The 19645-nt window shown below is 70.8% G+C and carries 21 protein-coding genes; 16 read left to right on the forward strand and 5 right to left on the reverse strand.

Annotation, left to right across the window (positions count from 1 at the left end; genetic code table 11):
* Positions 1–44: 44 nt before the first annotated feature.
* From ACWDXC_RS28410 to ACWDXC_RS28440, 7 genes are all read left to right on the forward strand, one after another.
* Positions 45–854 (forward strand): sugar phosphate isomerase/epimerase family protein, encoded by an 810-nt coding sequence (locus ACWDXC_RS28410; protein WP_219501440.1) that lies wholly within the window; start codon positions 45–47, stop codon positions 852–854.
* Between the two features lie 11 nt (positions 855–865).
* Complete coding sequence (locus tag ACWDXC_RS28415; protein ID WP_449986722.1) at positions 866–1615, forward strand: class I SAM-dependent methyltransferase; 750 nt, start codon at positions 866–868, stop codon at positions 1613–1615.
* On the forward strand, positions 1612–2193 hold the full coding sequence (locus ACWDXC_RS28420; protein WP_219501443.1) for a TetR/AcrR family transcriptional regulator: 582 nt from the start codon (positions 1612–1614) through the stop codon (positions 2191–2193). Before ACWDXC_RS28415 ends, ACWDXC_RS28420 begins: the two co-directional genes overlap by 4 nt.
* Before the next feature lie 117 nt (positions 2194–2310).
* Entirely contained in the window at positions 2311–4410 is a 2100-nt protein-coding gene (locus ACWDXC_RS28425; protein WP_449986723.1) for a (Fe-S)-binding protein, read from the forward strand.
* A gap of 147 nt (positions 4411–4557) precedes the next feature.
* The gene (locus ACWDXC_RS28430) at positions 4558–5352 is read left to right on the forward strand and encodes a hypothetical protein (RefSeq protein WP_449986725.1); all 795 of its coding nucleotides are present in this window, start codon (positions 4558–4560) and stop codon (positions 5350–5352) included.
* On the forward strand, positions 5349–6416 hold the full coding sequence (locus ACWDXC_RS28435; protein ID WP_364171234.1) for a glycosyltransferase: 1068 nt from the start codon (positions 5349–5351) through the stop codon (positions 6414–6416). The genes ACWDXC_RS28430 and ACWDXC_RS28435 overlap by 4 nt, the downstream gene beginning before the upstream one ends.
* Positions 6417–6444: 28 nt before the next feature.
* Positions 6445–6726, forward strand: coding sequence for a metal-sensitive transcriptional regulator (locus ACWDXC_RS28440; protein ID WP_049560737.1), 282 nt, complete (start codon positions 6445–6447; stop codon positions 6724–6726).
* A gap of 450 nt (positions 6727–7176) precedes the next feature.
* Here ACWDXC_RS28440 and ACWDXC_RS28445 read toward each other — a convergent pair whose 3' ends face one another.
* Positions 7177–8514 carry a hypothetical protein gene (locus ACWDXC_RS28445; RefSeq protein WP_449986727.1) on the reverse strand — a complete coding sequence of 446 codons (1338 nt, stop codon included), beginning with the start codon at positions 8512–8514 and terminating at the stop codon, positions 7177–7179.
* A gap of 53 nt (positions 8515–8567) precedes the next feature.
* Between ACWDXC_RS28445 and ACWDXC_RS28450 the strand changes: the two genes are divergently transcribed.
* Positions 8568–9470, forward strand: a complete 903-nt coding sequence (locus tag ACWDXC_RS28450) for a hypothetical protein (RefSeq protein ID WP_449986729.1) — start codon at positions 8568–8570, stop codon at positions 9468–9470.
* On the opposite strand, the gene ACWDXC_RS28455 is transcribed toward ACWDXC_RS28450, so the two are convergent.
* Positions 9442–9963 carry a gamma carbonic anhydrase family protein gene (locus tag ACWDXC_RS28455; protein ID WP_449986731.1) on the reverse strand — a complete coding sequence of 174 codons (522 nt, stop codon included), beginning with the start codon at positions 9961–9963 and terminating at the stop codon, positions 9442–9444. The genes ACWDXC_RS28450 and ACWDXC_RS28455 overlap by 29 nt on opposite strands.
* A gap of 177 nt (positions 9964–10140) precedes the next feature.
* On the opposite strand from ACWDXC_RS28455, the gene ACWDXC_RS28460 reads away from it, so the two are divergent.
* Entirely contained in the window at positions 10141–11103 is a 963-nt protein-coding gene (locus tag ACWDXC_RS28460; protein ID WP_449986732.1) for a hypothetical protein, read from the forward strand.
* 155 nt (positions 11104–11258) lie between these two features.
* On the opposite strand, the gene ACWDXC_RS28465 is transcribed toward ACWDXC_RS28460, so the two are convergent.
* From ACWDXC_RS28465 to ACWDXC_RS28475, 3 genes are all read right to left on the reverse strand, one after another.
* The gene (locus ACWDXC_RS28465) at positions 11259–11489 is read right to left on the reverse strand and encodes a hypothetical protein (protein WP_219501459.1); all 231 of its coding nucleotides are present in this window, start codon (positions 11487–11489) and stop codon (positions 11259–11261) included.
* Positions 11490–11601: 112 nt separating this feature from the next.
* Positions 11602–12354: a GntR family transcriptional regulator gene (locus ACWDXC_RS28470; RefSeq protein ID WP_308125632.1), complete on the reverse strand. Its 753-nt coding sequence runs from the start codon at positions 12352–12354 to the stop codon at positions 11602–11604.
* A gap of 154 nt (positions 12355–12508) precedes the next feature.
* A complete protein-coding gene (locus ACWDXC_RS28475; protein ID WP_449986734.1) occupies positions 12509–12973 on the reverse strand; it encodes a VanZ family protein in 465 nt (154 codons plus the stop codon).
* Between the two features lie 184 nt (positions 12974–13157).
* On the opposite strand from ACWDXC_RS28475, the gene ACWDXC_RS28480 reads away from it, so the two are divergent.
* From ACWDXC_RS28480 to ACWDXC_RS28510, 7 genes are read left to right on the forward strand one after another with little or no spacing between them, the layout of a single operon-like run.
* Positions 13158–14594 carry an aldehyde dehydrogenase family protein gene (locus ACWDXC_RS28480; protein ID WP_449986736.1) on the forward strand — a complete coding sequence of 479 codons (1437 nt, stop codon included), beginning with the start codon at positions 13158–13160 and terminating at the stop codon, positions 14592–14594.
* Positions 14584–15381: a 2-keto-4-pentenoate hydratase gene (locus tag ACWDXC_RS28485; protein WP_449986738.1), complete on the forward strand. Its 798-nt coding sequence runs from the start codon at positions 14584–14586 to the stop codon at positions 15379–15381. Before ACWDXC_RS28480 ends, ACWDXC_RS28485 begins: the two co-directional genes overlap by 11 nt.
* Before the next feature lie 26 nt (positions 15382–15407).
* On the forward strand, positions 15408–15812 hold the full coding sequence (locus ACWDXC_RS28490) for a RidA family protein (RefSeq protein WP_308125642.1): 405 nt from the start codon (positions 15408–15410) through the stop codon (positions 15810–15812).
* On the forward strand, positions 15809–16324 hold the full coding sequence (locus tag ACWDXC_RS28495) for a 3-hydroxyanthranilate 3,4-dioxygenase (RefSeq protein WP_219501471.1): 516 nt from the start codon (positions 15809–15811) through the stop codon (positions 16322–16324). Before ACWDXC_RS28490 ends, ACWDXC_RS28495 begins: the two co-directional genes overlap by 4 nt.
* Entirely contained in the window at positions 16324–17292 is a 969-nt protein-coding gene (locus ACWDXC_RS28500; RefSeq protein ID WP_449986740.1) for an amidohydrolase family protein, read from the forward strand. The genes ACWDXC_RS28495 and ACWDXC_RS28500 overlap by 1 nt, the downstream gene beginning before the upstream one ends.
* Before the next feature lie 14 nt (positions 17293–17306).
* Positions 17307–18413, forward strand: a complete 1107-nt coding sequence (locus tag ACWDXC_RS28505; RefSeq protein WP_449986742.1) for an ABC transporter substrate-binding protein — start codon at positions 17307–17309, stop codon at positions 18411–18413.
* Between the two features lie 4 nt (positions 18414–18417).
* Complete coding sequence (locus ACWDXC_RS28510; RefSeq protein WP_364171254.1) at positions 18418–19605, forward strand: kynureninase; 1188 nt, start codon at positions 18418–18420, stop codon at positions 19603–19605.
* Positions 19606–19645 lie beyond the last annotated feature (40 nt).

Genomic DNA, 19645 nt, shown 5'->3' on the forward strand with positions numbered 1-19645 from the left:
GGGGGCGGCGCGCCATATCGCGTCAACCGGCTTAGGCTGGCAGCGTGGCTGATGTCATCCGCGTGCCCAATGCGAAGATCGCATTGTCCACCGCTTCGGTATATCCGGAACGCACTCCCGATGCGTTCGAGCTGGCGGCCCGCCTGGGCTACGACGGCGTCGAGATCATGGTCGGCGCAGACCCGGTGAGCCAGGACATCGACGTGATCGAGCGGCTTTCCGAGCACTACCAGGTGCCGGTCCTGGCCATCCACGCGCCCTGCCTGCTCGTCACGCAGCGGGTGTGGGGGCGCGACCCGTGGGCCAAGCTGGTCAAGGCGCAGAAGGCGGCCGAGCGGCTGGGCGCCTCGACGGTCGTGGTGCACCCGCCGTTCCGCTGGCAGCGGGATTACGCGCGCGAGTTCGAGACCGGTCTGGCCCGCATGCGCGACGAGACCGACATCACGTTCGCGGTCGAGAACATGTTCCCGCTGCGGGCCCGGGGCAACGACGTGGTGCCCTATTCGCCCGACTGGAACCCGACCGACTACGACTTCCCGCACGTCACGCTCGACCTGTCGCACACGGCGGTGTCCGGCAGCGACGCGATGGAGATGGCCACCAAGCTCGGCGACCGGCTGGCCCACGTGCACCTGGCCGACGGCCTCGGCGTCACCAACAAGGACGAGCACCTGGTCCCCGGCAGGGGCAACCAGCCGTGCGCGCCGCTGCTGGAGCGGCTGGCGGGCTCCGGCTACGACGGCCTGGTCGTGCTGGAGGTCAACACGCGCAAGGCGTCCAGCCGCACCGAGCGGATCGACGACCTGGCCGAGGGGCTGGCCTTCGCCCGGCTCCACCTGGCGGCCACGCGATGAGCGTGGGGCCGATGCGCGAGCTCGGCAAGGTGTTCGACCGGGTCGCCGACGCCTATGACGCGGCCCGCCCGACCTATCCGGACGAGCTGTTCCAGGCGCTGTCGGAGGTGTCGGGCGTCGACCTCGACGGCGCGACCGCGGTCGACGTGGGCGCCGGCACGGGCATCCTGACGCGCGCCCTGCGGGCCCGCGGCTCGCGGGTGGTGGCGGTCGACCCGGGCGCGGAGATGCTGGCCCGGCTGCGCTCGCGGGCCGGCTCCGGTGGTACGGCGGCCGTGCTGGCCGACGGCAACGCGCTGCCGCTGGCCGACGGTGTGGCCGATCTGGTGACCTATGCCCAGTCCTGGCACTGGCTCGATCCGGTGGCGTCGATCGCCGAGGCCAGGCGGGTGCTGCGGCCCGGCGGCGCGATCGCCGGCTGCTGGAACCTGGCGCACGCCGCGCAGGCTGGCTGGCTGGCGGCCTACGAGGAGCGGCTGGCCAGGTCGTGCCCGACGTATTGGGGTCCGGCGCTGGAGGAGTGGTCGGTGCCGCCGATCGCGGCCGCGTTCGAGGTGGTCGCGGAGCGGTGGATCCCGTGGACCCGGCTGGTGCGCGTCGAAAACTTCCTGCTCGACCTGCGCTCCCACTCCTACATGGCGGCGCTGTCCGCGGGCGCGGCCGACGAGCTGGTCGAGCGGCAGCGGGCGGAGCTGACCAGGGAGTTCCCCGGCGGCGTGCTGTCGGTGCCGATGCGCGTCTACCTGGCGGTGGGCCGGTGACGGTCAGGCGGGGGCCGGGGCGCAGGCCCGGGTCGGCCGACACGCGGGGCGAGATCCTCAGCGCGGCCAGGAAGGTGTTCGCGGAGAAGGGGTTCGACAAGGCGACGGTGCGCGGGATCGCGAGGGAGGCGCAGGTCGACCCGGCTCTCGTGCACCACTATTTCGACACCAAGGAGGGCATGTTCGCGGCGGCGATGCGGCTGCCGATCACGCCTGACGTGGTGATCCCGACGCTGCTCGACGGTCCGCGCGAGGATCTGGGCAAGCGGCTGGTCACGCTGATCCTGAGCGTGACGGCCGAGCCCGACACGCGCGAGCCGATGATCGCCCTGGTGCGCTCGGCCATGACGAACGAGCAGGCCGTGCCGATGTTCCGGGAGTTCATCACCAACGCGCTGCTGTTCAGGGTGGCCGACCAGCTCGACGTGCCGCACCTGCGGATCGAGGCGGCCTTCGCGCAGATGTTCGGCGTGCTCATGGCCCGGTACGTGCTCAAGCTGGAGCCGATGGCGAGCGCCGATCCCGAGGAGCTGGCCGAGCTGCTGGGGCCGACGATTCAACGCTACTTCACCGGGTAGAGCATTGTTCTGGACGCGGGCCTGACCGTAAGGTGAGTAGCGGGTTACCCTGTGAATGTTACCGGCGGGTAGGATTCTGGGGAGGCCGGTCAATACGCTGAGGTGTTGGGAGGATCCGTGCTCTGGGTAGCCATCATCGGGCTCGTGATGACCGTCGCGGCGGTCGCCATGGCGGGCCGCCGGGCGCTGTTCCTGGTCAAGCTCGCCACAGTGGGCCCGCCCGCGCCCGAGCGGATCGCCTACGCCAAGGCCAACGTCGGGCAGGAGATCAAGGCCCAGCTCGTCGAGGTGTTCGGGCAGAAGAAGCTGCTCAAGTGGACGGCGTCGGGCGTCGCGCACTTCTTCGTCATGTGGGCGTTCTTCATCCTGCTGACCGTCTACATCGAGGCGTACGGCGCGATCATCCAGGGCGCCATCACCGGCAGGCCGAACTTCCACATCCCGCTGATCGGCACCTGGGGGGTCCTGGGCTTCCTCCAGGACTTCATCGCGGTCGCCTGTCTGCTCGGCGTGGTCGCCTTCGCCGTCATCCGGGTGAAGAACTCGCCGAAGACCCTCGGCCGGGGCTCCCGCTTCTCCGGGTCGCACCTGGGCGGCGCGTGGCTCGTGCTGTTCATGATCTTCAACATCATCTGGACGCTCTTCCTGGCCAGGGGCGCGGCGGCGGCCAACGGCAACTTCCCCTACTCCTCTGGCGCGTTCGTCTCGCTGGCGCTCGGCGACGTGCTGCCGCACAGCGAGCTGCTCGAGGAGATCGGGCTGCTGCTGCACATCGGCTTCATGCTGGTGTTCCTCGTCATCGTGATGAACTCCAAGCACCTGCACATCTTCACCGCGCCGCTCAACGTGCTGTTCTCCCGCCGCCCCGACGCCATGGGCGCGGCCCCCGAGCTGCGGGTCGACGGCAAGACCGTCGACTTCGAGGACGAGGACCTCGACCCGGAGAAGCTCGGCCGGGGCAAGATCGGCGACACCACGTGGAAGGGCTTCCTCGACTTCTACTCCTGCACCGAGTGCGGACGCTGCCAGTCGCAGTGCCCGGCGTGGAACACCGACAAGCCGCTGTCGCCGAAGATGCTCATCATCGACCAGCGTGACCACGCCTTCGCGGTGGCCCCGTACCTGATGGCGGCGAACAACGAGCACGCCGGGCAGGACGTGCTGGCGCTGCTGGAGAAGCCGCTGGTCGGCGAGGACGGCGTGATCCACCCCGACGTGCTCTGGTCGTGCACCAACTGCGGCGCCTGCGTGGAGCAGTGCCCCGTCGACATCGAGCACATCGACCACATCCTCGACATGCGCCGCTACCAGGTGATGGTGGAGTCGTCGTTCCCGTCCGAGGCGGGAGTGATGGTGAAGAACCTGGAGAACAAGGGCAACCCGTGGGGCATGTCCGAGATGAAGCGGGCCGACTGGATCGAGGAGCTGGACTTCGAGGTCGAGCTCGTCGAGGACAAGATGCCCGAGGACGCCGAATACCTGTTCTGGGTGGGCTGCGCGGGCGCGCTGGAGGACCGGGCCAAGAAGACCACCAAGGCCGTGGCCGAGCTGTTGCACATCGCGGGCGTCAAGTTCGCGGTGCTCGGCCCGATGGAGGCGTGCACCGGTGACCCGGCCCGCCGCCTGGGCATGGAGTACCTGTTCAACATGCTGGCCCAGCAGAACATCGAGACGCTGAACGAGGCCGGCGTCAAGAAGATCGTCGCGACCTGCCCCCACTGCTTCAACACGCTGGCCAACGAATATCCGCAGCTCGGCGGCACGTATGAGGTCGTGCACCACACGCAGTTGCTGGCCAAGCTGGTGGACGAGGGGCTGCTCACGCCGATCACGCCGATCGAGGAGAAGATCACCTACCACGACCCGTGCTTCCTCGGCCGCCACAACAAGGTCTATTCGCAGCCGCGCGACATCATGTCGAAGGTGCCCGGCGTGCAGACCCAGGAAATGCACCGGCACAAGGACCGCGGCTTCTGCTGCGGCGCCGGCGGCGCCCGGATGTGGATGGAGGAGCGCATCGGCAAGCGCATCAACACCGAGCGGGTGGACGAGGCGCTGACCACGAATCCCGACACGGTGTCGACCGCGTGCCCGTTCTGCATGGTGATGCTCGGCGACGCCATCAACGAGAAGAAGAACAGCGGCGAGGCCAAGGAGTCGCTGGAGGTCGTGGACGTGGCCCAGCTCTTGATCAAATCGGTCAAGAGCCCTACCTGACCGGGATAGTCGGACTCCTCCACAGCCGTCTGTGGAGGAGTTTCGCACGTCAGAAGGGGCGATCCCCGTAAATCTGCCATCCACATAACGGGAAAATCACGGTAACCTCAACGTCGCATGGCTCTATTCGACGGGGAGGGGGCACGCATGAGCGTCGTCGTGACGGATGCGGAAGTCACCCTGGCCGACGTGCTCTCCCTGCGCCTGGCCATGCGCGAGCCGCTGAAGGCCGGCACCGAGCTGGTGCTGCGCCACCGCACCAGCGGCGTCGAGCGTGACGTGCTGCTCGGCACCCCGGGAGCCGTGGCCCGCGAGGCCAGCCTGGCCGTGTCGCTGGCCCCGCTGCTGCTCAGCGCCGGACGCTGGGACGCCTACCTGCGCCACGACGGCAAGCGGGTGCGGCTGCGCAGCATCGACCCGGGCTTCTCGCTCGACCACCTCGACGCGTACGCGCTGTGCAAGCGCACGCTCGCCTACCGCTCCTACCGCACCCGCAACGGCTATCTCGCGCTGAAGATCGACGACGCGGAGCCGGTGGCCGAGGTGCGCGCGGTCTGGTTCAGGGAAGGCCGCTTCGAGGTCACCGGCCTGCTCGCCTACACCGGGCTGGAGGACGACGACTCCCGCCACGAGGCCATGCTGGCCCTGCAGCGCAGGCAGACGGGCGCGCGGGTGTGCGCCACCGCCACCGTGCAGGGGGTGCGCTTCCACGCCGCGTTCTCGCTGGTGGACGTGCTCGCGGCCGACCCCGAGGGGTCCGGCACCTGGGAGCCGTCGCTGGAGGTCGACGGCGTGCCCCAGCCGCTGCGGCTCGGCGCCTGGCTCGACGACGTCGACGGCAAGCGCCGCCGCCTGCACTACCCGTCGGCGCGGGTCGACGGCATCCCGATCCGGCCCTCCTACACGGCCGACGACGAGCTCCGCATCGAGGTGGGCGGGTGAGAGTCAGCCTGATCCTCTCCTCCGCGTACGGCATGCGCGGCGACGTCCGGTCCACGCTCAACCTGGCCACGGCGCTCGCCCAGCGGCACGAGGTGGAGGTGATCAGCCTCAGGCGGCAGAAGGAGAAGCCGTTCTTCCCCGTCGGCCCGAACGTGACCATGCGCTCGGTCATCGACGCCAGGCCCGGCGTGCGCCACCTGCTGCCGCGCGGGCAGGTGCGCACCGAGGTGGCGCTGTGGCGGGCGCTGCGCGGGCTCAAGAGTGACGTTCTCATCACCACCAGGCCCGGACTGAGTGTCCAGGCCGCCAGGCACGCGCCGCGCGAGATCCTGCGCATCGCCCGCGAGTGGGCCCGCCCCGCTGTTCCCGGCCCGGTCAGGAAGCTCTACCCGCGCCTCGACGCCGTCGTCACCGCCACCGAGTCGGCGCAGGAGGAGTGGCGCAGGCTGCTCGACGGCGGCCCGTCCGTGCACAGCGTGCCCGACGCGCTGCCCATCGCGCCCTGGCCGCGCTCCCGGATGGACAACCGCATCGTGGCGGCCGGCGGGCGCTGGGTGCCCGCCAAGGCGTACGACCGGCTGATCAACGCCTTCGCCATCGTCGCCGACAAGCGCCCCGACTGGCGGCTCAGGCTGTACGGCGGCGGCCCCGAGGAACGCAGGCTCCGCGCCCTGGTCAGCGAGCTGGGCCTGCACAACCACGTCTACTTCATGGGCACCACGCCCGACCTGGCGGGGGAGTTCGCCAAGGCGTCGATCGTGGCCAACAGCTCGCGCAGCGCCGACCTGGGCATGACCGTGCTGGAGGCGATGGGCTGCGGGGTGCCGGTCGTGGCGTTCGAGGGAGCCAGGGGGCCGGCCGAGTTCGTGGCGACCGGCTACAACGGCGTGCTCGTGCCCGAGTCGGCCGGCGAGGCCGAGATGCTGGCCGCCGCGCTGTTGTCGCTCATCGACGACGAGCGCAGGCGGCGCTCGCTCGCGGCGGGCGCGCTCGACACCGCGATCAGGCACGCGGCCGACGAGGTCAGCGTGCAGTGGGAGAAGCTGATCGCGGACCTCCGCTGACCATACGGGTAACGGGTACCGTAGAACCATGCATGGGTACAGCGGAGACAAGCAGGCTTATCTCACCCGGCTCAGGCGCATCGAAGGCCAGATCAGGGGCCTGCAGCGGATGGTCGACGACGACGCCTACTGCATCGACGTCCTCACCCAGGTCTCCGCCGCGACGCGCGCGCTGCAGGCCGTGGCGCTCGGGCTGCTGGAGGAGCACATCTCCCACTGCGTGGCCGACGCCATCGCCACCGGTGGGCCGGAGGCCGACGCCAAGGTCAAGGAAGCGTCGGCGGCCATCGCGCGGCTCGTACGGTCCTGAAAGAACTAGTCAGGATGAGCCATTCCAGATAAGCACTGTCCCGGACCCCTGGGGAGTCCGGGACCAGGTCATGTCATCTTCTTCAGCGGCTCGCCGAAGTCCGCAATCCGAGCGCGTCGTCGAGCTCATCCAAGGTAAGCCGCCGCTCGCTTACAGCGACGGCGGTGAGCACCTCGGCGTAGAGCGCAATCTCGTCCAACGCGACACGGTCGTGGACCCGAGAGTCCAGGTCATCGTGCCCCACCGCGTCGTCCTTCCTTCCGCAGCCCACACCCTCTTCGAGGTTACGGTGCGGTCCCTTCGGGCGACATGGCCCATCGGAGTCATTCCTTCCGGCGCCACCCGGGCCACAGGAGGGTCATTTCTCCGAACCCAGATCACAATTCAGCGAATGGGCGGTTCGATGGAGTGATTGGGGGATATGGGCTGGGTTGGAGTGAAAAATTGGGATTAGTGGTTTAGGGGTGGTTCGTCGTCCCGTTCGTGGATGAGCCTGCGCACCAGCGCCGCCGCCCCCGCGAACCCCCGCTCCGGCACCCGCGCCCCCGACACCCTGCTCCAGGCCAGCCCCACGGCGTACGCCGCCCCCAGCACCGCCGCCACCCGCCCCCGATCCCCGCCCTCCTGAAACACGGCGTACGGGCCCGTCCCGGTGGCCTGCCCCGAAGCGGGCGGGCGGATGGGGAAGCCGTCGGGCTGGGTGCGCTCGGCAGCCGAGGTGCTGGTGAGGCCGGCGCGGTGGAGGTCGTCGTAGGCCCGGCGCAGGCGGTGGTCCAGACGGCCCGGCAGCAGGCCACGGGAGTCGGACAGGTCGGCCAGGTGGGCGGCGGCGGCCCGGGCCGGGTCGGGGGTGTGGGCCAGGGCTTCGAGCAGGTCGTAGACGGTGTGGGCGAGGTGCGCCTCGGGGTCGGTGTCGCGCAGGAGGGCGCGGGCCAGGCGGGGCGGGCAGCGGGCGAGCCAGGCGCTCCGCAACGCCTGGTCGTCGAGGAGGTGGTCGTCGAGGCCGGGCTGTTGCAGGGCGGGCTCGGTCATGGTGAGCAGCGCGAGCGCGCGGGGCCGGAAGCGGGCGTCGGCGAGCAGGAACTGGGCGGTGTCGGCGATGAGCGCGGTCAGGCGGAGGGCGGCGCGCGGGTGGCCGGCGCGCTGGCGTTCGGCGACGAGGTGGACGAGGTCGGCGAGCGGCGGCGCGGGCAGCCAGCGCACCCACTCGTCGCCGGGCAGCGGCCGGCGCAGGAACTCCCCGAAGGCCGTGAGCAGCCGCTCGTTGCCGTCGAACGCGGGCGCGTAGGCGCACCACATGATCGTGCCCCAGACGGCGGCCACGGTGCTGGGCACGTCGGCGGCGAAGATCTCGCCGAAGGCGGTCAACGGGTATTCGGGCTCGGACTTGCCGCAGTTGGCCCGCAGCAGCTCGCGGATGTGCCCGCACAGCCGGTCGGGCACGTCGGGGCCGACGAACGCCTGGGTGGAGCCGGGCTCGGCGGCGAAGTCGGGGCCGCGCGGGACGAGGTCGGCGGGCAGCGCGGCGGCGGCGTGCTTGACCCGGCGTCCGGGCAGGTGGCGGGGCGGCGGCGCGGGGTGCCAGCGGCCTCCTGCCGGGTCGTGCAGGTGCCAGCGGGCGTGGGCGGCGAACAGCCATCGGTCGCCGTCGGCGGTGACGAGGGCGCGGGAGGCGATCTGGTGGGCGCGCGCGGGCTCCGGGAGCTCCGGCCAGCGCGGGCCGGTGACCACCGCGCGGACCTCCGCCTCCACGGCGGTGAACGCATTCCACGGGCGCACGGCGGCCATCGTACTGGGCGAACTCGAATCAACCACGTCCGGAACACGGCAGAATGGCCGCTATGAGGGCAAAGATGGCGGGGAGCGTGATGGCCTTGTGCGTCCTGGCGGGGTGCGGCACGGCGACGACGGCACAGCCGCCGACGCCCACCCTCGGAGTCCTCACCCTCGCCAAGGCCTCGCCCCCGGCGCCCGGCGGTGAGGTGGGCGGAGCCTCGACCGAGTTCGAGGCCGCCACCGACCTGTCGATGTGGACCAAGCTGAGCGACACCGAGAAGGACGTCGACCGGATCGCCGTCCTCGACGTGAACAAGACCGCCAAGGGCGCCCTCTACCTGGAGCCGAAGACGTCCGCCTGGTTCGACGGCTTCCGCGGCCCGTTCGTCTACCAGGAGCTGGCCGGCGACATCGTCATGCACGCCCGGGTCAAGGTCGAGGGCAAGCGGGGCGGCAAGCCCAAGCGCAAGTTCTCGCTCGGCGGCCTGATGGCCCGGGTGCCGGGCTCGTACGAGAACCCGAACTGGATGTCCGTCACCACCGGCACCGGCGACAAGAGCAGCCAGGTCGAGGTGAAGTTCACCAGGGACGGCAGCTCCAAGCCGCAGGAGCTGGCCGTCAAGGGCGCCTGGGTGGAGCTGGTGCTGGCCCGGGTGGGCCGGGTCGCGGTCGCCCTCTACAAGGACGAGGGCGGCGCGTGGAAGGTGGGCAGCCGCTGGCCGTCGGAGCTGCCCGAGGTGCTGCAGTGGGGCGTGACCGCCTACACGGACTGGGACAGCTACAGCACGCTCAAGAAGGACGTGACCAAGGGCAACGCCAAGCAGGTCAGGGGGCTGCCCGACCTGAAGCTGACCGTGGACTACGTCCGCTTCCTGCGGCCGGAGATGCCCGAGTACGCCGACCCGCTCAACACCGCCTCGGTGTCGGACGAGGTCCTGATCAAACTGCTGACGCCTGCCGGTGCTTGAGAGCCTTGGCCATGTAGTTGTCCGGCGTGCGGGCGAAGGACGCCCGGTCGTCGTCGGTGAGCTCGCGCACGATCTTTCCGGGCACGCCGGCGACCAGCACGCCGGACGGGATCTTCTTGCCGGGGCCCACGAGGGCTCCGGCGGCCACCAGCGTGCCCGCGCCGATGCGGGCGCCGCCCAGCACGATGGCCCCGATGCCGATCAGCGCGCCCGACTCCACGTGGGCGCCGTGGACCATCGCCTTGTGCCCCAGGCTGACCCGCGACTCCAGGATCGCGGGCTCGCCCGGATCGGAGTGAAGGCAGCACAGGTCCTGCACGTTGCACTCCTCGTCGATCTCTATCCGCTCGTCGTCACCTCGCAGAACGGAGCCGTACCAGATGCTCGACGCCCTGCCGATCGAGACCCTGCCGACCACGACCGCACCGGGGGCGATGTAGGCCTGAGAATGGATGTCCGGAACAGCGTCGCCGTCCAATGCCGCGATGTACATCTGCCCCATCGTAATTCCCGTCTCTCCTCAGGCGTTCCGGTTGCGGAGGGGGGCAGATGGCAGGAAAGTCGATTCTTAACGTCTCGTCGTCAGACCCTCACAACCCGCAGTTTTCCCCGCCTTACGCAACCCCTTAGGTAGAGCATGACAAACCGGCACGAGAGCATTCCCGATCTGATGCAAGAGGACACGTTCGAAGTCGTGATGCGCGGCTACAACCGCCGTCAGGTCCACGACTACATGATCCGCACCCGTAACCAAATCAGGGATCTCGAAGAGCGGCTGGCGCGCGCGATCGACCAGGCCGAGCAGGGCCGGATCGAGCTCGCGGAGGCCAGGCGGCAGATCGCCGAGGTGCCGCAGAACTTCAATCCCAGCACGCGGCTGGAGCAGATCCTGAAGCTGGGCCAGGAAGAGGCGACGGCGATGCGCGAGGAGGCCGAGGCCGAGGCCAAGGCGCTGCGCGACGCCGCCAGGTCGGAGTCCGAGCGGATGACGAGCACGGCCCGCGAGACGGCCGACAAGATCCTCACCTCGGCGCAGGCCGAGGCCGAGCGGCGCGTGGGCGAGGCCACCGAGGCCGCCGAGCGGATGCTGGCCCAGGCGGGCGCCGACGCCGAGGAGACCCGCGGCACCGCACGCGCCGAGGCCGAGAGCCGGCTCCGCGAGGCGCACGCCGAGGCCGAGCGCATGGTGACGTCGGCGCAGGCCGAGGCCGAGCAGACGGTCGGCGGCGCGCGCGCCGAGGCGGAGCGGCTGATCACCACCGCCCAGGCGGAGGCGGACAAGCTGGTCAAGGCCGCGAACGCGGAGGCCGAGGCGGCGCTCCAGGCCGCGCAGCAGCGGGTCGCCGCGCTGGACGAGCACGCCGGCCGGCGGGTGGAGTATCTGACCAACACCCACACCGAGGTGGTGCGCCGGCTCAACGAGGTCACCAGCGTGCTGGGCGACCTCATGCGCAACGAGGCCGCCGCGGGCGCCCTCATCGCCGACGCCACCCAGCCGGCGGTGGGCCCGGCCCCGCAGGACGACGTGCGGATCGTCGTCGAGCGGGAGGACGTCCGGGAGGACGTTCAGGAGCCGCAGAGCGCCGACGACACGGACGTGAACCTCGGCCGGCTCTCCGAGGCCCGCAAGTAGGACAGAAGGATCGAAGTGGAAGCCTCCGCCCCCGATCGGGTCGGAGGCTTCCACGTCAGTGGCCCCGTTTGGTTGCCCGGTGCCGGGGCCGCCGAGACGCTGGACCCGGCACCGGGCGGCTCTAGGGCGTGGACCGGCCAGCACCGGCCCACGCCTCAGGGAGGGGCGCGCCCCTCCTCCTCGCCTGCGCGCCTCTCCTGGTCCCGGAGCTGCTCACGGAGTTGCTCCGGGTCGTCCGCGTCGATGGTCATCGCGCATCCGGCGTCGCGCTGGGCCGCGTCCAGCGGGTGGTGACGGGTGGCCCACCAGCGGCCGGCGTCGCTACGCCAGATGGTCCACTTCGGGTACTCCCGGGCGATCTCTGCTAGATGCCGGTCAAAGGTCATCCGGTTCAACCTTCCAGGGGCCCCTGTACGAGGTTCCATCTCCTTCGAAGGTGCGCCACATCTCTAGAGACGTCAATGATCGGGAAGGACAGGTCAGCGTTGCCTTCCTGACTCAGGCGTCGAAGTCGTACTGGAGTACGTAAGCCGCCGAGTCGAGGACCATCTCGTTGAGCTCGACGGGGAGGCCGCCGGCGGTGTAGGCGGTGCGGTCGATGACGATCACGGGGGTGCCGCCGGGCAGGCCGAGCATGACGCTCTCGCGGGGGCGGGGCATGCGGGCGCGGACCTCCTCGGTGAAGTGGGCGGGGGGCAGGCCGAGGTCGCCCAGCCTGGCGTAGACGCCGCCGGGCCCGGTCTCGGCGGCGGTGATGGCGCTGCCCTCGACGAGCTGCGCGGGGAAGTAGGAGGTGGCGAGCTGCACGGGCCGCGAGTCGACGGAGTAGCGCCGGCGGCGCACCCAGACCTCGCGGCTCTCCAGCACGCCGGCTATCTCGTCGGGGGCCTGTTCGCGGGCCACCTCGACCTCGTCGACGGTGAAGGGGCGGCCGCGGGTGTCGGCCTCCCAGATGGATCGTCCCTGGCCCCACTGCTCGCGCGCCAGACGGCGGGAGCCGTGCCGGCGGATCGGTTTGAACAGTCTCACGTAGACCCCCGAGCCTCGCTTCGGCACCGCCAGCCCTTCGTTGATCAGTACCGCAAGCGCCTGCCTGGCGGTGGCCCGTGCGATTGCGTAGTCGGCCATGAGCGCGTTCTCGCCCGGCAGCCGTTCCCCGTCGCGCAATTCGCCGGACAGGATCCGGGAGCGGAGGCCGTCGGCGATGCGTCGATAGATAGGGGGCTCGTGGGGTACCGGGGATTCAGACACTGTTTGATCACCCTCTGTCACCAAGCGGGTTTGGCGTCTCCAGAGAACTTGCCCCGTCTTGTCCACGATCGCACAGATACGGAGGTTGGTCCCGAGCATTCTTTTGAGCGGTGTGTGCCTGTGTGTCGATTAGTGCCCGTTTTTAGTTGCCTATTTATCGGGAAATCGGGCTGACCGAAATATGAGACGCCCACCAGCGGCGAGTAACCAAAGCCGCCGCCGCCGCGCCGAGCGTGTTGATCAGCACGTCGTCCACGGACGAGAACCTGCCGAGCCGCAGCGCGTACTGGAGCACCTCCACGAGCGCCGAGGCTCCGGCCGCGACGGCGGCCACGCGGGCCACGGAGGCCATCCTGGCGGTGCGCACGGGCAGCAGCGCCCCCAGTGCCGCGAACACCAGCAGATTGCCCCCGACCTGCACGAACACGGTCTCCCACGGCGCGCTCGCGATCCAGGTGAGGTCCTTGAACGGGACGAGACTGACACCTTCCTGACCGGTGGCCGGGGTGAGGATCATCCAGATCCACGGCGCGGTGCCGACCACGATCCCCACGTCGGCGAGTGCGGTGCGCAGCGGCGCGGGGTGGCCTCGGCGGGCGCGGCGCCGGGCGAGGAGCATGATGGCGAGCACGCCGAAAAACAGCGCAAAGGTACCAGCAATAATGACGTTTCCCCACAAAACCCACGTCTGCCTCACCGGACCATGATGTCGGCCGATTCGTGGCTACGAGAAGATGACTCCCAGGACAGGTCTCCGCGATCATGCAGGAGCGGCATGGCGCGGCGCCCGCCGGCGAGAGACGATGCAGAGCGAGGAGGCGAGCTCGGTGCTGAACCACTTCATCGGCGGCCGGCGGGTGGCCCAGGGGCCGGCGTTCGGCGTCCATGACCCGATGACGGGCGCGCGGGCCGGCGAGGCGCGCGAGGCGGACGAGGAGGTCGTCCGGCAGGCCGTCGAGGCCGCCGCCTCGGCCGCGCCCGGCTGGGCGGCGCTGCCCGCGGCCGAGCGCGCCGGGTGGATGCGCAGGCTCGCCGACGGCATCGAGGCCCGCTTCGACGACCTGGTGGCCGCCGAGATCGCCGACACCGGCAAGCCGCTGGAGCAGACCCGCACGCTCGACATCCCGCGCGGCGCCGCCAACTTCCGGGCGTTCGCCGAGATCGCCGCCCAGCGCCCCGACGAGGCGTTCCACCTGCCCGGCGTGCTCAGCTACACGATCCGCAGGCCGCTCGGCGTGGTCGCGGTGGTCGTGCCGTGGAACCTGCCGTTCCTGCTCATGACCTGGAAGCTCGCGCCCGCGCTGATGGCGGGCAACACCGTGGTGGTCAAACCGTCGGAGAACACCCCCGGCTCGGCGTCGCTGTTCGCCGACATCTGCGCCGACGCCGGCCTGCCCGGCGGCGTGGTCAACGTGATCTTCGGGTACGGGACCAGCGGCCGGCTCCTGGTCGAGCACCCCGGCATCGACGGCGTGACGTTCACCGGCTCCACCCGCACCGGCACGGCCATCATGCGCTCGGTGTCGGACCGGGTCAGGCCGGTCTCCTTCGAGCTCGGCGGCAAGAACGCGGGCCTGGTGTTCGCCGACGCCGACCTCGACAGGGCGGTCGAGGGCTGCGCCAGGTCGGTGTTCACCAACGGCGGCCAGGTCTGCCTGTGCACCGAGCGGCTCTACGTCGAGCGGCCGGTGTTCGAGGAGTTCTGCGCGCGGCTGGCGGGGCGGGCGCGCGAGGTGGAGCCGCAGCCGATGATCTCGGCCGAGCACCGGGACAAGGTGCTCGGCGCCTACGCGCTGGCCCGGGACGAGGGGGCCACGTTCGTGACCGGCGGCGGCGTGCCGGAGTTCGGCGACGCGCGCGACGGTGGCTACTTCGTGGAGCCGACCGTGGTGACCGGGCTGCCGGAGTCGTCGGCGTTCAACCGCGAGGAGATCTTCGGGCCGGTCTGCCACGTCGCGCCGTTCGACACCGAGGGCGAGGCGGTGGCGCTGGCCAACGACAGCGACTACGGGCTCGCGGCCACCGTGTGGACGGCGAACCTCGACCGGGCGCACCGGGTGGCGCAGCGGATCGAGGCCGGGCTCGTCTGGGTCAACACCTGGTATCTGCGCGACCTGCGCACCCCGTTCGGCGGCGTCAAGCTGTCGGGCATTGGCAGGGAAGGTGGGACACGGTCGCTCGACTTCTATTCCGAGCCCACCACGATTACGATCAAGCTGGAGTACCCCGATGCACGATGAATGGTCGCAGGCAGTCGACGCGCGTGGCCAGGCCGCCGACCGACTGCTGGAGGCGGCCCGGTCGGGCAAGCCGTGCGCGCCCATCCGGGACCTGGTCAGCACCCTGGCCGAGGGCTACGCCGTACAGGAGATCAACACGACCCGGGCGCTGGACGAGGGGCGGCGGCTGGTCGGGCGGAAGATCGGCGTGACGAATCCGCTGATGCAGAAGCAGTTCGGGATCGACACACCCACCTACGGCATGCTTTTTGCGGATATGTCCTACCTCGATGGGCTGCCCGTGCCGGTGAGCAGGTTCCTGCAGCCCCGGGCCGAGGCGGAGATCGCCTTCGTCATGGGCGCCGACCTGGTGGGCGGGCCGTTCACCGTCGCGGAGGTCATCCGGGCGATCGACTTCGTGCTGCCCGCCGTCGAGATCGCCGACTCGCGCGTGGCCGACTGGGACATCACGGCGGCCGACACCGTCGCCGACAACGCCTCCGCGGGCGCGTTCGTGCTGGGCAACACGCCCGTCCCGCTGGCCGGGACCGACCTGCGGCTGGCCGTCATGCGGATGACGCGCGCCGGGCAGGAGGTGTCGGCCGGATCCGGCGCGGCCTGCATGGGCCACCCGTTCAACGCCGCCGTGTGGCTGGCCGGGGCCCTCGGCCGCACCGCGCACCCGCTGCGCGCCGGTGACGTCGTGCTGACGGGCGCGCTCGGCCCGGTCGTGCCGGTGGAGCCCGGCGACGCCTTCGAGGCGCACATCGACGGGCTGGGCTCGGTGCGGGCGGTGTTCTCCCAGTGAGTCTTGATCGGGGCGAGGCACTGCAGGTGCGTGGCAAGGCGACACCGCTCGGCAGGTTCCCGCACGTGAAGCGGGCAGGCGACTTCCTGTACGTGTCGGGCACGAGCTCGCGGCGGCCCGACAACACCTTCGTCGGCGTGCGCGTCGACAAGCACGGCGCGCCGGAGCTCGACATCCGCGAGCAGACCAGGGCGGTCATCGAGAACATCGGCGACATCCTCAAGGCCGCCGGAGGCTCGCTGGCCGACCTCGTACAGATCACCACGTACCTGGTCAACATGAACGACTTCAAGGGCTACAACGAGGTCTACGCCGAGTTCTTCGACGAGGAGGGCCCGACGCGGACCACGGTCGCGGTGCACCAGCTGCCGCACCCCCACCTGCTGATCGAGATGCAAGCCGTCGCCTACCACCCCCAGGAGCGATCATGATCCCGCCCATCGACTTCACCAAGTGGATCGACGAGCACGCCCATCTGCTCAAGCCCCCGGTCGGGAACAAGGTGGTGTTCGAGGGGGCCGAGGACTTCATCGTGATGGTCGTCGGCGGGCCCAACGCGCGCACCGACTTCCACATCGACCCGTACGAGGAGCTGTTCTACCAGGTCCGCGGCAACATGCACGTGAACGTGATGACCGACGACGGGCCCGACACCGTGCACATCCGGGAGGGGCAGATGTGGCTGCTGCCGCCCGGGATGCCCCACTCGCCGCAGCGGCCCGAGGAGGGCTCGGTCGGGCTGGTGGTGGAACGGGTGCGGCCGGAGGGGGTCCTGGAGCGGTTCCAGTGGTACTGCCCGCAGTGCGCCGCGCTGGTGCACGAGGTCGAGCTGCAGGTGCGCGACATCGTCAAGGACCTGCCGCCGGTCTTCAACGCCTTCTACACCGACGAGAAGGCGCGCACCTGTGACTCCTGCGGCACGCTCCATCCTGGCAAGGGCTGATGATCACCGACATCCACACGCACCACGTGCCCCGAGGCTGGCCGGAGCTGGGCTGGCCGGGGGCGCCCCGGTTGCGGATCGAGTCGGAGCGCGAGGCGACCATCCTCGTCAACGACCGGAACTTCCGGAAGATCCAGGATGACTGCTGGAACGCCGACGTCCGCCTGGCCGCGATGGACCGCGACGGCGTGGACCGGCAGGTCGTCTCGCCGACGCCGGTGTTCTTCGCCTACGACAGGCCCGCCGCCGAGGCCGTACGGGTCGCGAAGATCTTCAACGACCTCGCGCTGGAGATCTGCGACGGCGACCGGCTGATCCCGTTCTGCCAGGTGCCGCTCCAGGACCCCGACCTGGCCTGCGCGGAGCTCGACCGGAGCATCGCGGCCGGGCACCGGGGCGTGGAGATCGGCAACCACGTCGGCGACCGCGACCTCGACGACGCCGGGATCGTGCAGTTCCTGCAGCACTGCGCCGAACGTGGCGTGCCGGTCTTCGTGCACCCGTGGGACATGCCCGGCGGCCCGCGCGTCGAGCGGTGGATGGCGCAGTGGCTGGTGGGGATGCCCGCCGAGACGCACCTGTCGATCCTGGCGCTGATTCTCGGCGGCGTCTTCGACCGGGTGCCGGAGACGCTGCGGATCTGCTTCGCCCACGGCGGCGGGTCGTTCGCGTTCTGGCTGGGCCGGTTCGAGAACGCCTGGCACCGGCGCGGCGACCTGGTCGGCGTCTCGGAGCGGCCGCCGTCGGCCTATCTCGGCAGGTTCGCGGTCGACACCGTGGTCTTCGACGAGCGGGCGCTGCGGCTGCTCGTCGACACGATCGGCGAGGACCACGTGATGCTCGGCTCCGACTACCCCTACCCGCTCGGCGAGTCGCCCGTCGGCGCGCTGGTCCGCAAGGCGGGCTTCCTGTCCGACGAGGCGCGGGCCAAGCTGCTCGGCGGCAACGCCGGAGCGTTCCTGGGCTGAGGAAGGGAGCACCCATGCGCCTGCCCGTGGCCGGGTTGCTGGTGCTGCTGGCCGCAGGCTGCGGCGGGCCGGCCCCGACCGAGGCCCGCGACGACGGCGAGCTCACGGTGGGCGCGATCATCTCCCAGACCGGCGTGTACGCGATGCTCGGCGACGAGATGGAGGCCGCCATGCGCCTCTACCTGGACGAGCACGGCGGCAGGCTGGGCGGGAGGCCGGCCCGGCTGGTCGTGGCCGACGACGCGGGCGCCGCCGACCGGGGCGGGCGCGAGGCCCGGCGGCTGGTGAGCCAGGAGCGCGCCGACGTGATCACCGGCCTGCTGGCCTCGCCGGTCGCCGTGTCCGTCGCCGAGGCGGCGGACGGCACGCCGGTGGTCATCGCCAACGCGGGCGCCGACGAGCTGGGCGGCCCCGGCGTCTTCCGCGTCTCCTACACCAACCGCGAGCACGGCGAGGCGGCCGGCCGCTACGCCGCCGAGCGCTACGGGCGGACCGGCGTGGTGCTCATGGCCTCCGACTACTCGGCGGGCGTGGAGACGCTCGACGGGTTCGAGGAGGGGTACGGCGCGGGCCCGCTCACGCGCATCCTGACGCCGTACGGGAAGGTCGGGGATCTGGAGCCGTACCTGGCGCGGATCCCGCCGGAGGCGGAGCTGCTGTACGCGTTCTACGCGGGCGGGGAGGCGGTCACGTTCGTCAAGGCGTTCAGGCAGCTCGGCTACGACGCCCGGATCGAGCTGCTGGCGTGCCAGCAGCTCGTGGACGAGGACGTGCTGGCGGCGATCGGCCGGGACGCCGAGGGCATCACCAGCGTCGGCAGCTACTCGCCGGCGCTGGACAACCCGGCCAACACCGCGTTCGTCGCCACCTGGCGGGCGCGTACCGGCAAGAACCCGTCGGTGGTGGCGTTGCAGAGCTGGGACGCGATGCGGCTCATCGACCGGGCGGCGGCGCGCGGCGGCGACCTGGGGGAGGCGCTGGCCGGGGTGGAGGAGCTGGAGAGCCCGCGCGGCAAGCTCAGGCTGGACGACACCTCGCACAACCCGGTCCAGAACTGGTATGCCAGACAGTACGAAAATGGCATCAATCGGGTGATTGCCACAATCCCCCCGAAGGAGTGACGCGTTGCAGGACCGTGACCGCTGCCTCGCCCTGGACGCCGACGACCCGCTGCGCGACTTCAGGGACGAGTTCGCGCTGCCCGAAGGCGTCATCTACCTCGTGGGCAACTCGCTGGGCGCGCTGCCGCGCCGCACTCCGGAACGGGTGAACCAGGCCGTGACCGACGAATGGGGCGTCCAGCTCGTCGGCGGCTGGAACAGCGCGGGCTGGTACGACCAGCCGCTGCGCGTGGGGGACCGCATCGCGCCGCTCATCGGCGCCGGGCCCGGCCAGGTCGTGGCCGGCAACACCACGTCCATCGCGGTCCACCAGGCCGTCTCGGCGGCCCTGCGGCTGCGCCCGGACCGCCGCGTGATCGTCTCCGACGTCAACAACTTCCCCACCGACCACTACATGATCGAAGGGCTGGCCGGCGGCTACGAGATCCGCGACTTCGCCGAGGGCCGCTTCGACGACGCGGCCGTGGTGCTGCTGTCGGAGGTCGACTACCGCACGGCGGAACGGCACGACGTCGCCGAGGTGACCGCCCGGGTGCAGGCCGCGGGCGCGCTCATGGTGTGGGACGTGTGCCACAGCGTCGGCGCCCTGCGCGTGGACGTCTCGGCCGCCGACTTCGCCGTCGGCTGCACGTACAAGTACCTGAACGGCGGCCCCGGCGCCCCCGCCTTCCTGTACGTGAACCCGCGCCACCATGCGACGGCCGTGAACACGCTGTCCGGATGGCACGGCCACGCCGACCCGTTCGCGTTCGAGAGCGGATACCGCCCGGCCGAGGGCATCAGGCGGTTCGCGATCAGCACGCCGCACGTGCTGTCGTTCGCGGCGCTGGAGGCCGCCCTCGACATCTGGGACCGGGTGCCGCTCGACCAGTTGCGGGCCAAGAGCGTGGCGCTCGGCGAGCTGTTCGTGGAGCTCGTCGGCGACGCGCTGGAGCTCGCCTCGCCCGCCGACCCGGAACGGCGCGGCAGCCACGTCAGCTTCCGCCACCCCGACGGCTACCCGGTCATGCGGGCGCTCATCGACCGGGGCGTGCAGGGCGACTTCCGCGCCCCCGACATCCTGCGCTTCGGCCTCGCGCCGCTCTACACGCGCTACACCGACGTGTACGACGCGGCCACCACGCTGCTGGAGGTGCTGGAGAAGGAGCTCTGGCGCGACGACCGATACGCGCGGCGGCTCGCGGTCACCTGACCAGGTAATATCGGCTTGCCCACAAGGCACTTCACCGATG

The organism is Nonomuraea sp. NPDC003214, from assembly GCF_053590035.1.

Coding starts and splice junctions, on each gene's coding strand:
- ACWDXC_RS28445 (WP_449986727.1), bottom strand. CDS start 8,514: ATGGCCGCCGTGCGCCCGTGGAATGCGTTCACCGCCGTGGAGGCGGAG.
- ACWDXC_RS28450 (WP_449986729.1), top strand. CDS start 8,568: ATGAGGGCAAAGATGGCGGGGAGCGTGATGGCCTTGTGCGTCCTGGCG.
- ACWDXC_RS28475 (WP_449986734.1), bottom strand. CDS start 12,973: ATGCTCCTCGCCCGGCGCCGCGCCCGCCGAGGCCACCCCGCGCCGCTG.
- ACWDXC_RS28495 (WP_219501471.1), top strand. CDS start 15,809: ATGATCCCGCCCATCGACTTCACCAAGTGGATCGACGAGCACGCCCAT.
- ACWDXC_RS28480 (WP_449986736.1), top strand. CDS start 13,158: ATGCAGAGCGAGGAGGCGAGCTCGGTGCTGAACCACTTCATCGGCGGC.
- ACWDXC_RS28455 (WP_449986731.1), bottom strand. CDS start 9,963: ATGTACATCGCGGCATTGGACGGCGACGCTGTTCCGGACATCCATTCT.
- ACWDXC_RS28500 (WP_449986740.1), top strand. CDS start 16,324: ATGATCACCGACATCCACACGCACCACGTGCCCCGAGGCTGGCCGGAG.
- ACWDXC_RS28505 (WP_449986742.1), top strand. CDS start 17,307: ATGCGCCTGCCCGTGGCCGGGTTGCTGGTGCTGCTGGCCGCAGGCTGC.
- ACWDXC_RS28430 (WP_449986725.1), top strand. CDS start 4,558: ATGAGCGTCGTCGTGACGGATGCGGAAGTCACCCTGGCCGACGTGCTC.
- ACWDXC_RS28460 (WP_449986732.1), top strand. CDS start 10,141: ATGCAAGAGGACACGTTCGAAGTCGTGATGCGCGGCTACAACCGCCGT.
- ACWDXC_RS28415 (WP_449986722.1), top strand. CDS start 866: ATGCGCGAGCTCGGCAAGGTGTTCGACCGGGTCGCCGACGCCTATGAC.
- ACWDXC_RS28465 (WP_219501459.1), bottom strand. CDS start 11,489: ATGACCTTTGACCGGCATCTAGCAGAGATCGCCCGGGAGTACCCGAAG.
- ACWDXC_RS28440 (WP_049560737.1), top strand. CDS start 6,445: ATGCATGGGTACAGCGGAGACAAGCAGGCTTATCTCACCCGGCTCAGG.
- ACWDXC_RS28485 (WP_449986738.1), top strand. CDS start 14,584: ATGCACGATGAATGGTCGCAGGCAGTCGACGCGCGTGGCCAGGCCGCC.